At 67.8% G+C, this 14,191-nt stretch carries 13 protein-coding genes; 7 read left to right on the top strand and 6 right to left on the bottom strand.

All coding sequences use genetic code 11. The features are described 5' to 3' along the window. Positions 1 to 5: 5 nt before the first annotated feature. Genes DIE12_RS29820 through wrbA form a run of 3 tightly spaced genes read right to left on the bottom strand, consistent with a single transcriptional unit; the run spans position 6 to position 2,465 of the window. Positions 6 to 1,427 carry an FAD-binding oxidoreductase gene (locus DIE12_RS29820; RefSeq protein ID WP_124488970.1) on the bottom strand — a complete coding sequence of 474 codons (1,422 nt, stop codon included), beginning with the start codon at positions 1,425 to 1,427 and terminating at the stop codon, positions 6 to 8. A gap of 19 nt (positions 1,428 to 1,446) precedes the next feature. Beyond that, entirely contained in the window at positions 1,447 to 1,848 is a 402-nt protein-coding gene (locus DIE12_RS29815) for a DUF2069 domain-containing protein (protein ID WP_044846070.1), read from the bottom strand. Beyond that, the gene (gene wrbA, locus DIE12_RS29810; RefSeq protein ID WP_044846069.1) at positions 1,845 to 2,465 is read right to left on the bottom strand and encodes an NAD(P)H:quinone oxidoreductase; all 621 of its coding nucleotides are present in this window, start codon (positions 2,463 to 2,465) and stop codon (positions 1,845 to 1,847) included. Before wrbA ends, DIE12_RS29815 begins: the two co-directional genes overlap by 4 nt. Before the next feature lie 148 nt (positions 2,466 to 2,613). On the opposite strand from wrbA, the gene DIE12_RS29805 reads away from it, so the two are divergent. Next, positions 2,614 to 3,942, top strand: coding sequence for a YihY family inner membrane protein (locus tag DIE12_RS29805; RefSeq protein WP_124523056.1), 1,329 nt, complete (start codon positions 2,614 to 2,616; stop codon positions 3,940 to 3,942). A gap of 18 nt (positions 3,943 to 3,960) precedes the next feature. Here the strand turns inward: DIE12_RS29805 and DIE12_RS29800 are convergent, their stop codons facing one another. Next, on the bottom strand, positions 3,961 to 4,278 hold the full coding sequence (locus DIE12_RS29800) for an Mpo1-like protein (protein ID WP_044846067.1): 318 nt from the start codon (positions 4,276 to 4,278) through the stop codon (positions 3,961 to 3,963). A gap of 158 nt (positions 4,279 to 4,436) precedes the next feature. On the opposite strand from DIE12_RS29800, the gene DIE12_RS29795 reads away from it, so the two are divergent. From DIE12_RS29795 to aroC, 3 genes are all read left to right on the top strand, one after another. Next, on the top strand, positions 4,437 to 4,892 hold the full coding sequence (locus tag DIE12_RS29795; protein WP_044846066.1) for a CBS domain-containing protein: 456 nt from the start codon (positions 4,437 to 4,439) through the stop codon (positions 4,890 to 4,892). A gap of 139 nt (positions 4,893 to 5,031) precedes the next feature. Beyond that, a complete protein-coding gene (locus tag DIE12_RS29790; RefSeq protein WP_124523058.1) occupies positions 5,032 to 6,966 on the top strand; it encodes an MFS transporter in 1,935 nt (644 codons plus the stop codon). 262 nt (positions 6,967 to 7,228) lie between these two features. After that, positions 7,229 to 8,329, top strand: a complete 1,101-nt coding sequence (aroC, locus tag DIE12_RS29785) for a chorismate synthase (RefSeq protein ID WP_124523060.1) — start codon at positions 7,229 to 7,231, stop codon at positions 8,327 to 8,329. 78 nt (positions 8,330 to 8,407) lie between these two features. Here aroC and DIE12_RS29780 read toward each other — a convergent pair whose 3' ends face one another. Further along, positions 8,408 to 9,478, bottom strand: coding sequence for a LacI family DNA-binding transcriptional regulator (locus DIE12_RS29780; protein WP_124523062.1), 1,071 nt, complete (start codon positions 9,476 to 9,478; stop codon positions 8,408 to 8,410). Between the two features lie 241 nt (positions 9,479 to 9,719). Here DIE12_RS29780 and rbsK point away from each other — a divergent pair, with 241 nt between their 5' ends. From rbsK to DIE12_RS29765, 3 genes are all read left to right on the top strand, one after another. Then, positions 9,720 to 10,646, top strand: a complete 927-nt coding sequence (rbsK, locus tag DIE12_RS29775; protein WP_409333440.1) for a ribokinase — start codon at positions 9,720 to 9,722, stop codon at positions 10,644 to 10,646. A gap of 61 nt (positions 10,647 to 10,707) precedes the next feature. Continuing rightward, a complete protein-coding gene (locus tag DIE12_RS29770; protein ID WP_124488978.1) occupies positions 10,708 to 12,027 on the top strand; it encodes an MFS transporter in 1,320 nt (439 codons plus the stop codon). Between the two features lie 45 nt (positions 12,028 to 12,072). Further along, complete coding sequence (locus tag DIE12_RS29765; RefSeq protein WP_044846060.1) at positions 12,073 to 13,020, top strand: dihydrodipicolinate synthase family protein; 948 nt, start codon at positions 12,073 to 12,075, stop codon at positions 13,018 to 13,020. A gap of 118 nt (positions 13,021 to 13,138) precedes the next feature. On the opposite strand, the gene DIE12_RS29760 is transcribed toward DIE12_RS29765, so the two are convergent. Then, on the bottom strand, positions 13,139 to 14,191 hold a 1,053-nt coding region (locus DIE12_RS29760; RefSeq protein ID WP_148092722.1), incomplete at its 5' end, for an electron transfer flavoprotein-ubiquinone oxidoreductase.

Below are 14,191 nucleotides of genomic sequence, written 5' to 3'. Positions count from 1 at the left end.
GGGCTTCAGTGCAGGACCTTGCCGGGATTCATCAGCCCGCGCGGGTCGAGCGCGGTCTTCAGCGTGCGCATGAGCGCCGTTTCGACCGGCGACTTGTAGCGCTGCGCGTCGTCGATCTTCAGCTGGCCGATCCCGTGCTCCGCGCTGATCGTGCCGTGGTGACGGTGCACGTTGTCGTAGACGATGCGGTTGATCGGCTTCTGGAATGCCGCGAGGAACGCCTTCGGGTCGCCGCCTTCGGGCGTCTGCACGTTGTAGTGCAGGTTGCCGTCGCCGAGATGGCCGAACGTGACCATCCGCGCGCCCGGCGCGGCCTGCTGGATCGCTGCGTCGGTTTCGTCGATGAAGCGCGCGATCGACGAGATCGGCACCGCGATGTCGTGCTTGATGTTGAGACCCTCGTCGGCCTGCGCGAGCGGGATGTGTTCGCGCAGGTCCCAGAACGCGCGCGATTGCGCGAGATTTTCCGCGACGACGGCGTCGACCACGAGCCCGGCCTCGAACGCCTCTTCCATCAGTTTTTCGAACAGCGTGCGCGCATGCGTTTCGCTTTCGTTGTCCGACAGTTCGAGCAGCACCGTCTGCGCATGCGTGCGGTCGAACGGATAGCGCAGTTGCGGATAGTGCTTGCCGACCAGCTGCATGCAGAAGTCGGACATCAGCTCGAAGCCGGTCAGCAGCGGGCCGGCCGCGCGTTGCGCGAGCGCGAGGAAGTCGAGCGCCGCGTGCGGCGACTCGAGCGCGGCCAGCGCCGTGACCTGCGCGGCCGGCAGCGGATGCAGCTTCAGCACGGCGGCCGTGATGATCCCGAGCGTGCCTTCGGCGCCGATGAACAGGTCGCGCAAGTCGTAGCCGGTGTTGTCCTTGCGCAGCCCGCGCAGGCCGTCCCAGATCTCGCCCTGCGGCGTCACGACCTCGAGCCCGAGGCACAGCTCGCGTGCGTTGCCGTAGCGCAGCACCGCGGTGCCGCCCGCGTTGGTCGACAGGTTGCCGCCGATCGTGCAGCTGCCTTCGGCGGCGAGGCTCAGCGCGAACAGCCGGCCGCCTTCGCGGGCGCGCGCCTGCACGTCGGCGAGGATCACGCCGGCGTCGACCGTGATCGTGTTGTTGTGCGGATCGAGGGCCCGCACGCGGTTCAGGCGCGCGAGGCTCAGCACGGCCTGGCTGCCGCTCGCGTCGGGCGTCGCGCCGCCGGCGAGCCCCGTGTTGCCGCCCTGCGGCACGAGCGCGACGCCGTGCGCGTTGGCGAGCCGGACGAGCGCCGCGACTTCCGCCGTATCGGCCGGTTTCAGCACCGCGCACGCGCTGCCCTTGTAGCGGCGGCGCCAGTCGGTCAGGAACGGTTCGGTGTCGTGCGGCTCGGTCAGCACGTAGGTGGCGCCGATCGCGTCTCGGCAGGCGGATACGAAGGCTTCGGAAGAATTCATACGTTCGGTCGCGTAAGGGTCAGGACGCGGCGCGCTGCTGCTTCGCCGCGCGCTTGAACGGCGCGACGTAGGCCAGCGCGGCCACGAAGAAGCCGACGGCGAGCGCGGTCTCGCACCAGCCGAGCGTCGCGGACAATCCGCGGTCGGACATGCCGCGCACGATGCCTTCGGCGAAATAGACGAGGATGAGCATGCTCGCCCACTGCATCGTATAGATGTTACGCCGCCAGACGCCGGGCAGCGCGAGCGCGAGCGGCACGGCCTTGAGCATCAGCGCCGAGCCGCCCGGGCGCAGCGGCGCGAGCCACAGTTCCCACGCGAGCGACAGCGCGATCAGCGCGACGAGGCACGCGGCCGCGGCCAGCGCGTAGCGCGGCCGGGCGGCGACGGGGGGACGGGCGGGGCGGGCAGGCGCGTTCATGCGGCCTCGGCGGCCCGGGCGTCGGCGAGGGCCGCTGCCGCACGCGCGAGCCGCACGCCAAGCGCGGCCGCGAGCGCCTTTTCGTCCGCCGACAGCCCCGCGGGCCCGCTGCGATCGTGCTGCGACACGTGCGACGCGCCGTACGGCGTGCCGCCGGTGCGCGTCGTGCTGAGCGCGGATTCCGTGTACGGGATGCCGACGATCATCATCCCGTGATGCAGCAGCGGCAGCATCATCGACAGCAGCGTCGACTCCTGGCCGCCGTGCAGGCTGCCGGTCGACGTGAACACGCAGGCCGGCTTGCCGGTCAGCGCGCCCGACAGCCATTGCGGCGTCGTGCCGTCGAGGAAATACTTGAGCGAGGCGGCCATGTTGCCGAAGCGGGTCGGCGAGCCGAGCGCGAGGCCCGCGCACTCCTCGAGATCGCGCAACTCCGCATACGGCGGGCCGTCGTCGGGGATATCGGAGGCGGTGGCTTCGCAGACCGTCGAGACGGGCGGCACGGTACGGATGCGGGCCTGCATGCCGGGCACGCTGTCGATGCCGTTCGCGATTGCGAGTGCGAGATCACGCGTGGCGCCGTGGCGGCTGTAATAGAGGACGAGGATGTCTTTCATGGGCGACGGGGCCGCATGCGGCCGCGCGGATGCCCGGTGCAGTCGGCCCCTGCTGGATCGAGCGGCTATTATAGGGGCTGAAGTCGTCGCGCAGCGCGGCGGCGGCGCGCCGTCGGGCGCGCGGCGTCAGCAGAGAAGGAGAAGCCGTTTGCCGAAGTTGAGCGTCGATCTCGACACCCTCAAGCGCCTCGCGCAGTTCGCGGCCCGGCGCAGCGCCGAGGATCGCATCCCGCAAGTGGCGGGCAGCCTCACGTTCACGACGATGCTGGCACTCGTGCCGCTCGTGACGGTCGCGTTTGCGCTGTTTACCGCGTTCCCGATGTTCGCGTCGTTCCAGATCTCGCTGCAGGGGTTCCTCGCGGATCACCTGATGCCCGCGCAGTTCAACGTCCAGATCTTCAAGTACCTGAACCAGTTCGCGTCGAAGGCCAAGGGGCTGACGACGGCCGGCCTGATCGTGCTCGTCGTCACGTCCGTGATGACGATGATGACGATCGAGTCCGCGTTCAACCTGATCTGGCGGGTGCGCAAGCCGCGGCCGTTCGCGCAGCGCGTGCTCGCGTACTGGGCGCTGATCACGCTCGGGCCCTTGCTGTTCGGCGTGAGCCTGTCGATCTCGTCGTACCTGTTTACGCAATCGCTGGCGTTCACCGGCGCCGCGCCGTCGACGTCGATCGTCGAATGGCTGCTCGCGTTCGTGTCGCTGCCGCTGACCGTGCTCGCGTTCACGCTGCTGTACGTGTATCTGCCGAACTGCACGGTCGCATGGCGCGACGCGGTGATCGGCGGGCTGTTCGCGGCCATCGCGTTCGAGCTCGCGAAGCGCGGCTTCGGCTATTACGTGCGGCGCATTCCGACCTATACGGCCGTCTACGGCGCGTTCGCGGCGCTGCCGGTGTTCCTGTTGTGGGTGTATCTGAGCTGGTTCATCGCGCTGCTCGGCGCGATGGTGGCGTCCGCGCTGCCGGCGATCCGCGTCGGCCAGTTCCATCGCATCCACTATGCGGGCAGCGACCTGCTCGACGCGCTCGAATTGCTCGCGCGGCTGGCCGAGGCGCGCGCGGTCGGCAAGGCGGGCTATACGGCGATGCGGCTTGCGGCCATGTTGCGCTGCGACATGGAAACCGCGCAGCGGCTGCTGTCGACGATGGAGGAGCGGGAGTGGATCGCGCGGCTGGACAGCGGCGATCGCGCGCCGTGCTACATCCTGCTGGCGAATCCGGAGCAGCTGACGCTGGCGCAGCTGTTCGACGTCCTTGTGATCGACCGCACCGAACTGACGTACCAGCTGCAGCGACGCAGCAGCCACGTCGAAGGCGCGGCATTGCTCGAGGTGCTGTCGAACGACCGGTTCGAAGTATCGCTTGCGTCGCTGATCGCCGCGCACCGGCTTGCGGGTGCGCCGGCCGCGACCGTGCCCGGGCCGGTGCCCGGCGGGGCGCCCGACCCGCACGCGCGGCCGCCGAAAACGGCGTGACGCGGTGCCGGGCGGGCCTTACAGCGGAATCTTGCCGGTGCAGATGTCCTTGAACATCACCCAGTCGCCCATCAGGCTGTAGATCGGGTGCCGGAACGTGGCGGGGCGGTTCTTCTCGAAGAAGAAGTGTCCGACCCACGCGAATCCGTAGCCGCACACGACCGCCGCCGGCAGCCACGGCCAGTGGCCCGTCGCGATCGCCATCGCGACGCAGCCGATCACGCCGAGCGAGCCGATGAAGTGCAGCCGGCGCGACGTCAGGTTCTGGTGTTCGTTCAGGTAGTACGGGTAGAAATCGGCGAAGCTGGCGAATTGCTCCGTATGCGTATGTGCCATGGCCGTCTCCTCGGGCCGCCGTCCATGGAGTCATTTTGCGGCGGCCGGCCCGGGTCCGCAAGCGGCGGCCGCCGCGCCGCGCGGGGCTGAGCTTTCCTTTTGACAGGCTTTCCGATAGGATCGAAAAAGGTTTTGCATTCAAGCATGAGGGGACTACGATGCGCGTCAGCGATATTCTGAAAGTGAAGGGCAACACGCTGTTTACGGTGACGCCCGATAAGCCGCTGCGCGAAGCGGTCGATACGATGGCCGAACACGATATCGGTTCGCTCGTCGTGATGGAGTACGGTGATCTCGTCGGGATGCTGACGTTCCGCGAGATCATCCTGCGCCTGCACGTGAACGGCGGCGCGATCGGCGACGTGCAGGTGCGCAAGGTGATGGACGAGCCGCTTACGTGCACGCCGGAAACCGACGTCAACGAAGTGCGCCGGATGATGCTCGAGCGCCACGCGCGCTACATGCCGGTGCTCGACAAGAAGGTGCTGATGGGCGTCATTTCGTTCTACGACGTCGCGAAGACGGTCGTCGAGGCGCAGAGCTTCGAGAACCGGATGCTGAAGGCGTACATCCGCGACTGGCCGGAATCGGAAGCCGAAGCGCAGAAGCCGTGAATCGCGTCGCGCCCGGTGCCATGACGCGCGGGCGCTGCCATTCGGCGTACGGCGGCGCAGGTTCAGCCTGCGCCGCCGTTTTTTCGACAACAACCCAAGGTCCGCGCAGCTTCGCCCAGACGATTCGCGCGTATTCCGCATGAGCGATCACACGCAAGTCTCTTCCGCGTCGCGCGGCGATCGGCGCGCCCACGCGTCGCAGTTCGACCTGTTGCGCCAGCGCCGTTTCGCGCCGTTCTTCACGACCCAGTTCCTGGGCGCGCTGAACGACAACGTGTTCAAGATCGGCTTCACGTCGCTCGTCACCTATCACACCGCGCGCTTTTCCGGCGTCGACGCGAAGACGGCCGCGTTCCTGATCTCCGCGATCTTCATCCTGCCGTTCGTGCTGTTCTCGGCCACCTCCGGCCAGATCGCCGACAAATACGACAAGGCGACGCTCACGCGCTTCGTGAAGTCCTTCGAGATCGTGCTGATGCTGGTCGGCGCGGCCGGTTTCGTCACGCACAGCGCGACGCTGCTGTATCTGTGCACGTTCATGATGGGCATGCACTCGACGCTGTTCGGCCCCGTCAAGTATTCGTACCTGCCGCAGCATCTCGGCGACCACGAACTGGTCGGCGGCAACGGCCTCGTCGAGATGGGCACGTTCATCGCGATCCTGATCGGGACGATCATCGGCGGCGCGGCCGCGGGCATCGAAGGCAGCGGCGAGCGCGTGCTCGCGGTGAGCGTCGTCGTCATCGCGCTCGCGGGGCGGCTCGTCGCGCAGCGCGTGCCGTCGACGCCCGCGCCGCAGCCCGATCTCGTGATCAACTGGAATCCGTTCAGCGAAACGTGGCGCAACCTCGGGCTCGCGCGGCAGAACCGCACCGTGTTCCTGAGCCTGCTCGGCATCTCGTGGCTGTGGTTCGTCGGCGCGACGTTCCTCACGTCGTTCTTCAATTTCGCGAAGGACGTGCTGTCCGCGAGCCCCGACGTCGTCACGGTCCTGCTCGCGACGTTCTCGGTCGGGATCGGCCTCGGCTCGCTGCTCTGCGAGCGGCTGTCGCAGCGGCGCGTCGAGATCGGCCTCGTGCCGCTCGGCTCGATCGGCATCAGCGTGTTCGCGATCGAGCTGTATTTCGCGAGCCGCTCGCTGCCATCGCCCGGGCATCTGCTGTCGGTCGGGGAATTCCTGGGCGGCGCGCGTCACTGGCGCATCCTGGCCGACCTGTTCCTGCTCGCGATGTTCGGCGGCTTCTACAGCGTGCCGCTGTATGCGCTGATCCAGAGCCGCAGCGCGCCGACCCACCGTGCGCGGATCATCGCCGCGAACAACATCCTGAACGCGCTGTTCATGATCCTGTCGGCCCTGATGGCGATGGGGCTGACCAAGGCCGGGGTCGACATCCCCGGCCTGTTCCTCGTCACCGCGCTGCTGAACGTCGTGGTCGCGACGTACATCTACCTGCTCGTCCCCGAGTTCCTGCTGCGTTTCGTCGCGTGGGTGCTGGTGCACACGTTCTACCGGATTCGTCTCGTCCATGCGGAGCGGATCCCGGAAGAGGGCGCGGCCGTGCTCGTATGCAACCACGTGAGCTACGTCGATGCGCTCGTGCTGGCGGCTGCGAGCCCGCGGCCGATCCGGTTCGTGATGGATCACCGGATCTTCAAGGCGCGCTTCGCGAGCTGGGTGTTCCGGCATGCGAAGGCGATTCCGATCGCGCCGCGCCACGAGGATCCCGACATGCTCGCGCGCGCGTACGACGCATGCGAGGCCGCGCTGAAGGACGGCGAACTCGTGTGCATCTTCCCCGAGGGCAAGCTGACCAAGACGGGCGACATCAACACCTTCCACCACGGCATCACCGAGATCCTGGGCCGCACGCCGGCGCCCGTGATCCCGATGGCGCTGCGCGGGCTGTGGGGCAGCTATTTCTCCCGTCATGCCGATGCGCGCATGCCGCGGCCCATCAAGCGCGGCGTGATGAGCCGGCTGACGCTCGCGGTCGGCGAGCCGATCGCGGCCTCGGTCGCGACGCCCGAGGCGTTGCAGGCGGCGGTGACCGAGCTGCGCGGCGCGCGGAAGTAGGCAGGGCGGGCCCCGGCGGCTTCGTATCGGGCAGCGGGCGGCTGCAAACCGGCCGGTTCGACCGGAACGGCGCAGGTCGACGATTCTCGCGCCGGGCCGTCTGCGTGGCCGGCCAGTATGGTCTGAACGGTTCACGCGGCCCGCGGGTCCGGGACGGCTGGCATAATAGCGGTTTACCTCTTTTCTCGACCGGCAAACGATCGGCCTGCCAGCGGCCCCGGCAGCGCATCGGTTTGTCCATTTCTCTTTGGGCGGTTCCATCATGTCCGGCAATACCCTCGGCACGCTTTTCACTGTCACGACCTTCGGCGAATCGCACGGTCCCGCGATCGGCTGCGTGATCGACGGCTGCCCGCCGGGAATGGGGCTGACCGAAGCCGACATCCAGGTCGAGCTCGATCGCCGCAAGCCCGGCACGTCGCGGCACGTGACGCAGCGCCAGGAAGCCGACGAGGTCGAGATCCTTTCCGGCGTGTTCGAAGGCGTGACGACCGGCACGCCGATCGCGCTGCTGATCCGCAACACCGACCAGCGCAGCAAGGATTACGGCAACATCGTCGAGACGTTCCGCCCCGGCCACGCCGACTACACCTACTGGCAGAAATACGGCATCCGCGACTACCGTGGCGGTGGCCGCTCGTCCGCGCGCCTGACCGCGCCGCTCGTCGGCGCGGGCGCGGTCGCGAAGAAGTGGCTGCGCGAGCGCTTCGGCGTCGAAGTGCGCGGCTACATGAGCGGTCTCGGCGAGATCGACGTCCCGTTCGTCGACTGGTCGCACGTCCGCGAGAACCCGTTCTTCTCGCCGAACGCGGCGATCGTTCCGGAGCTGGAAGCCTACATGGACGCGCTGCGCAAGGACGGCGATTCGATCGGTGCGCGCATCGACGTCGTCGCGTCGGGCGTGCCGGTCGGCTGGGGTGAACCGGTATTCGACCGGCTCGACGCGGACATCGCGAAGGCGATGATGAGCATCAACGCGGTGAAGGGCGTCGAGATCGGCGCGGGCTTCGACAGCGTCGCGCAGCGCGGCTCGGTGCACGGCGACGAACTGACGCCGGCCGGTTTCGTCGGCAACCATGCAGGCGGCGTGCTCGGCGGGATTTCGACGGGGCAGGACATCACCGTGTCGATCGCGATCAAGCCGACCTCGAGCATCCGCACGCCGCGCCGTTCGATCACGAAGTCCGGTGAAGAAGCGACCGTCGAAACCTTCGGCCGCCACGACCCGTGCGTCGGCATTCGCGCGACGCCGATCGCCGAGTCGATGCTCGCGCTGGTGCTGATCGACCACGCGCTGCGCCATCGCGCACAGTGCGGCGACGTCGAGACGCCGACGCCGAAGATCGCGGGCAGCGCGACCTGATGCAGCGGAGCCGGCACTCGCCGGTTCGACCGATTTGGCCGATTCGATGCGAAACGGGGCGCCTGCGGCGCCCCGTTTTCATTGGGCCGCCGCATCCGGCGGCGCGGCCGATTCGCGTACCCGCAGCTCCGGCAGTACCGCGCAACCGGGCCCGGCTGCGCCGTTTTCGAGTGCGTCGAGCAACGCGCGGGCGGCCTTGCGGCCGATCGCATCGGTGTCGACCCACATCGTCGTCAGCGCCGGCCGGATTTCGCGAGCCAGCGCGACATCGTCGAACCCGGTGATCGACAGCTGCGAAGGCACGTCGAGGCCCAGTGCCTGGGCCTCGAGCAGGGCGCCGAGCGCGAGTGCGTCGTTGCCGCAGATCACGGCCGTCGGGCGCGTCGCGCCGCTGTCGGCAATCGCGCGCAGGCTCGCCCGCCCGAACGCGATCGTGGCCGCGCCCTCGTGCTGGTGGATCGGCCTGACCGCGAGCCCGCGCGCGGCGAGCGTCTCGTGAATGCCGCGCAGGCGGGCCTGCACGCGGTCGTTGTCGGCCGAAGGCTGCATGATGATCGCGAAATCGCGATGCCCGAGCTCGAGCAGGTGCGTGGTCAGTCGCGCGAATGCCGCGCGGTTGTCGAAGCCGATGCAGCAGTGCGGGCTGTCGTCGCGGTAAGCATAGGTGACGACATACGGCACCCGATGCAGGTCGAGCAGTTCGAATACTTCCGGCGGATAGGCTTCGCCGACCAGCGACACCGCTTCGACGCCGCGCGACAGCATCGCGCGCACCTGCGCGAGCGCTTGCGCCGGATCGTAATTCGAGCAGCCCAGGAACAGGGTGATGCCATGCTCGGCCATGACCGCCTGCATGCCCGCTACCTGCGATGCGAACACCTGGTCGTCGAGCGTCGGAATGATCGCCCCGGTGATGTGGGTGCGCGTGGAGGCGAGTGCGCGGCCGGCTGCGTTGGGAATCCAGTTCAGCGCACGTGCCGCGTCGCGCACGCGCTGCTGCACGTCGGCCGAGACCTTGCCGGGATCGTTGTAGACGCGCGAAACGGTCGCGGTCGACACGCCGGCGAGTTTCGCGACGTCGCCGAGCACCGACCGGCCGCTGCCGCGGCGCGCGCGAGCCGCGCCACCGCCGGATGAAGGCGTACTCATCGGTTATCCCCGGGCGCGGCTGCCCTGCAGGCTCCGCGCGTGGTCAAAAACGCCATCGTTTACCCTCGATTCATCGTGGTCCCGCTTGCAATCCCGGTCTCGCCTGTGAGAATGTAAGCGCTATCTTGATGCTACTCCGTATTATGTCAGACACAGATTTCAACCGCATCGTGAAGTTTTCGTCGACGAAGGCCGATCAGGCCATTTTGTACGTCGAAAATGTAAGCGATTACATTCGATGATGATCCACACCAGACCACCCTGGATCGCTGTCGTCGGCAGCGTCAACGTCGACCTCGTCACGCATGCGCCGCGGCTGCCCGTGCCGGGCGAAACGCTGCTCGGCACCACGTTCCAGACCGTTCACGGCGGCAAGGGGGCGAACCAGGCGGTGGCCGCCGCGCGCCTCGGTGCGTCGGTCGCGATGATCGGCTGCGTCGGCAACGATGCGTTCGGCGCACGTCTGCACGACGCGCTGGCGGCGGAGCGCATCGACGTGACGCATCTGCACCGGATCGACGGCGAGGCAACCGGGGTCGCGACGATCACGGTCGATGCGCACGGCGCGAACAGCATCGTCGTCGTGCCCGGTGCAAACGCGCGCCTCGATGCCGAATTGATCGACCGGGCGCGCGACGCGATCGCCGGCGCGGCGCTGATGGTGTGCCAGCTCGAGGTGCCGATCGAGACCGTCGCGCGCGCCATCGGCAATGCGATCGCGCATCGCACGCCGGTGCTGCTCAATCCGGCGCCGGCCCGGCCGCTGTTCGACGCATTGCTGGCCCGCATCGACTATCTCGTCGTCAACGAAACGGAAGCGGAGTCGCTGACCGGCATTGCCGTCGGCGACGACGCGTCGGCGGTGCGGGCCGCCGACGCGCTGCGCGCGAAGGGTGTCGGCAACGTGCTGGTCACGCTGGGCGCGCGCGGCGTCTGCTGGCGCGGAAGTGCAGGGAGCGGCCGCCATCGGGCGATGGCGGTGGTCGCCGTCGATACGACGGCGGCCGGCGATACCTTCGTCGGCGGCTTCGCGGCCGCCCGGGCGAGCGGCGCGTCGATGGACGACGCGATCGCGTTCGGACAGCGTGCGGCCGCGATCAGCGTCACGCGCCACGGCGCGCAGACGTCGATTCCGACACGCGAGGAAGTGGAGCGTGGGGCCGCATAGATTCCGCGAAGACGGAACAGACCGAGGCCCGGAAACCATTCAGGACATGGAGACAAACGCAATGAACGAGAATCATGCTGTTCCGACTGCGCCGCCACGTATCCGGCGCGGACAACGTATTGCGCTCGCGCTGCTGATGGCGAGCGGGATCGTCAACTATCTCGACCGCGGCACGCTGGCCGTCGCGAGTTCGGCAATCCGGGGCGATCTCGGGCTGTCGCTCTCGCAGATGGGCTTGCTGCTGTCGGCGTTCTCGTGGAGCTACGCGCTGTGCCAGTTCCCGGTCGGCGGACTCGTCGATCGCATCGGGCCGCGCCGGCTGCTCGGCATCGGGCTGATCGTCTGGTCGCTCGCGCAGGCATCGGGCGGCATCGTGTCCACCTTCGGCTGGTTCATCGTCGCGCGCATCGTGCTGGGCATCGGCGAGGCGCCGCAGTTCCCGTCGGCGGCGCGGGTGGTGAGCAACTGGTTTCCGTTGCGCGCGCGCGGTACGCCGACCGGGATCTTCAACGCGGCGTCGCCGCTCGGCACCGCACTCGCGCCATTGCTGCTCGCGGTGCTCGTCGCATCGTTCAACTGGCGCTGGGCATTCGTCGTGACGGGTGCGCTCGGCCTCGTCGTCGCCGTCGTCTGGTTTGCGTTGTACCGCGATCCGGCGCGCGCGCAATTGACCGCGGCGGAACGCGCGTATCTCGATACCGATGCGCAGACGGCCGTCGCGATGCCGAAACTGACCTTCGCCGACTGGCGCAGCCTGTTTTCGCACGGCACGACCTGGGGCATGCTGCTCGGATTCTTCGGTTCCGTGTATCTGAACTGGGTCTACCTGACCTGGCTGCCGGGGTACCTGACGATGGAGCGTCACATGAGCCTCGTGCGCACCGGGTTTGCGGCATCCGTGCCGTTCCTGTGCGGGTTCGTCGGTTCGCTCGTTGCCGGCTGGCTCTCGGATCTGGTGACGCGCCGCAGCCGCTCGCCGGTCGTGAGCCGGCGCAACGCGGTGGTCGTCGCGATGCTCGGGATGGTCGCGTTCACGATTCCGGCCGCGCTCGTGCAGAGCAACACGGTCGCGCTCGCATGCATCTCGGTCGTGATCTTTCTCGCCAATGCGGCGTCGGCATGCTCGTGGGCGCTCGCGACGGCGGCCGCCCCGCCGAGCCGTGTCGCATCGCTCGGCGCGATCCAGAATTTCGGCGGTTTCATCGGCGGTGCGCTCGCGCCGATCCTGACGGGGGTCATCGCGCAGAGGTGGTCGTTCGTGCCCGCGCTGCTGACGGCGGCGGCAATCGCATTCGCCGGCGCGATGGCTTACCTGCTGCTGGTGCGCAAACCGATTCCCGAGCAGTCCGCGAGCGCCGCGCCCGGACCGCTGCCGGCCTGAGTCCGTCGGCTACACCCCCGTATTCACTGAAGGAAGGAGAAACAGATGCAACCACATCGGCAATCGAGCGCAACCATCGAGGGGATCGTACCGGTGATGCTGACGCCGTTCGACGACGCCGGCGCGATCGACTACGCGGGCCTCGAGCGACTCGTCGAATGGTATCTGGCGCACGGCTCGGATGCGCTGTTCGCGGTCGCGCAATCGAGCGAGATGCAATTCCTGAGTCTTGCCGAGCGTGCGGAACTCGCGCGTTTCGTGGTCGAGCGGGTGGCCGGGCGCGTGCCCGTCGTCGCGTCCGGGCACATCAGCGACGATCTGGATGCGCAGGTCGCCGAGCTGCGTGCCGCGGCGGAATCGGGGGCGCAGGGCGTCGTGCTCGTGACCAACCGCCTCGATCCGCAGCGCAAGGGCAGCGCGGCGCTTCTCGACCATCTTCACAAGCTGCTCGCCCGGTTGCCGTCGGATCTGCCGCTCGGTTTGTACGAATGTCCGGCGCCTTATCGGCGACTGCTGTCCGATGACGAACTGCGTGCGTGCATCGACACCGGCCGCTTCGTGATGTTGAAGGACGTGAGCTGCGATCTGGAGACGGTGAAGCGACGCGTCGCACTCGCCGCGGGGTCGCCGCTGAAGATCCTCAATGCGAACGCCGCGATCGCATGGGATGCGATGAAGGCGGGTTCGGCCGGTTTCAACGGCGTGTTCACCAACTTCCATCCCGACCTGTACCGATGGTTGCGCACGCAGGGCGGCTCGGATCCGGCGCTGGCCGACGAGTTGTCGACGTTCCTGGTGCTCTCGGCGGTGTCGGAAGCGCTGGGCTACCCGGCGCTTGCGAAGATCTATCACCAACGGATCGGCACGTTCGGATCGATTCGTTGCCGTGCGATCGACTACGACGTGCGCGAGCGCTTCTGGGCGCTCGACGCGGTGCTCGACAAGATCGTGTCCGGTACCGAGCATTTCCGTCGGCGGATCGCGGCGCGTTAGCGCAGCCGATACGGGCGCGGTGCATGAGTCGCGCGCCCGATGGAGAGCCGGGCGGCGTCGAATGTCGAACGTCGAACCGACGAAAAAAAACGCCGCGCGAGGCGGCGTTCTTCGGCAGTTACATGTTCGGATAATTCGGCCCGCCGCCGCCTTCCGGCGTGACCCACACGATGTTCTGCGTCGGGTCCTTGATGTCGCAGGTCTTGCAGTGCACGCAGTTCTGCGCGTTGATCACGAGGCGGTCGCTGCCGTCGTCGTTCTTCACGAACTCGTACACGGCCGCCGGGCAGAAGCGCGCCTCCGGTCCCGCGTAGGTGCGCAGGTTCACGTTCACCGGCACGCTCGCGTCCTTCAGCGTCAGGTGCGCCGGCTGGTTCTCCTCGTGGTTCGTGTTCGAGATGAACACCGACGACAGCCGGTCGAACGTCAGCTTGCCGTCCGGCTTCGGGTACTCGATCGGCGTGCACTGCGATGCCGGCTTCAGCATCTCGTGGTCCGCATGCTTGTGGTGCAGCGTCCACGGCACGTTGCCGCCCATCAACTTCTGCTCGAGCCCGACCATCAGCGTGCCGAGGTAGAGACCCTTCGCCATCCACTGCTTGAAGTTGCGCGCGCGGTACAGCTCCGTGTACAGCCACGATTGCCTGAAGGCGTCCGGATACGCGTTGAGCTCATCGCTCTGGCGACCGGCCTGCAACGCGTCGAACGCGGCGTCCGCCGCCAGCATGCCGGTCTTGATCGCCGCGTGGCTGCCCTTGATCCGCGATGCGTTCAGGAAGCCCGCGTCGTCGCCGATCAGCGCGCCGCCCGGGAACACCGTCTTCGGCAGCGACAGCAGGCCGCCGGCCGTGATCGCCCGCGCGCCGTACGACACACGCTTGCCGCCTTCCAGGAATGCGCGGATCGACGGGTGCGTCTTGTAGCGCTGGAACTCCTCGAACGGCGACAGGTACGGGTTCGTGTAGCCCAGGCCGACCACGAAGCCGACCACGACCTGGTTGTTGTCCATGTGATACAGGAACGAGCCGCCGTACGTATCGGACTTCAGCGGCCAGCCGGCCGTGTGGATCACGAGGCCCGGCTTGTGCTTCGCCGGATCGATTTCCCACAGTTCCTTGATGCCGATCCCGTACGCCTGCGGATCGGCGTTCGCGTCGAGCTTGAACTTCGA

The organism is Burkholderia sp. Bp9015, assembly GCF_003853505.1.
Lineage (GTDB): Bacteria > Pseudomonadota > Gammaproteobacteria > Burkholderiales > Burkholderiaceae > Burkholderia.
The sequence above is the reverse complement of the archived record's forward strand: the minus strand, read 5'-3'. Positions and strand labels throughout refer to the sequence as shown.

What these genes read in the sequence shown, in the direction of transcription:
- rbsK (WP_409333440.1), top strand. Translation starts at nt 9,720, where the DNA reads ATGATCCACACCAGACCACCCTGGATCGCTGTCGTCGGCAGCGTCAAC.
- DIE12_RS29765 (WP_044846060.1), top strand. Translation starts at nt 12,073, where the DNA reads ATGCAACCACATCGGCAATCGAGCGCAACCATCGAGGGGATCGTACCG.
- wrbA (WP_044846069.1), bottom strand. Translation starts at nt 2,465, where the DNA reads ATGAAAGACATCCTCGTCCTCTATTACAGCCGCCACGGCGCCACGCGT.
- DIE12_RS29800 (WP_044846067.1), bottom strand. Translation starts at nt 4,278, where the DNA reads ATGGCACATACGCATACGGAGCAATTCGCCAGCTTCGCCGATTTCTAC.
- aroC (WP_124523060.1), top strand. Translation starts at nt 7,229, where the DNA reads ATGTCCGGCAATACCCTCGGCACGCTTTTCACTGTCACGACCTTCGGC.
- DIE12_RS29790 (WP_124523058.1), top strand. Translation starts at nt 5,032, where the DNA reads ATGAGCGATCACACGCAAGTCTCTTCCGCGTCGCGCGGCGATCGGCGC.
- DIE12_RS29820 (WP_124488970.1), bottom strand. Translation starts at nt 1,427, where the DNA reads ATGAATTCTTCCGAAGCCTTCGTATCCGCCTGCCGAGACGCGATCGGC.
- DIE12_RS29780 (WP_124523062.1), bottom strand. Translation starts at nt 9,478, where the DNA reads ATGAGTACGCCTTCATCCGGCGGTGGCGCGGCTCGCGCGCGCCGCGGC.
- DIE12_RS29795 (WP_044846066.1), top strand. Translation starts at nt 4,437, where the DNA reads ATGCGCGTCAGCGATATTCTGAAAGTGAAGGGCAACACGCTGTTTACG.
- DIE12_RS29815 (WP_044846070.1), bottom strand. Translation starts at nt 1,848, where the DNA reads ATGAACGCGCCTGCCCGCCCCGCCCGTCCCCCCGTCGCCGCCCGGCCG.
- DIE12_RS29770 (WP_124488978.1), top strand. Translation starts at nt 10,708, where the DNA reads ATGAACGAGAATCATGCTGTTCCGACTGCGCCGCCACGTATCCGGCGC.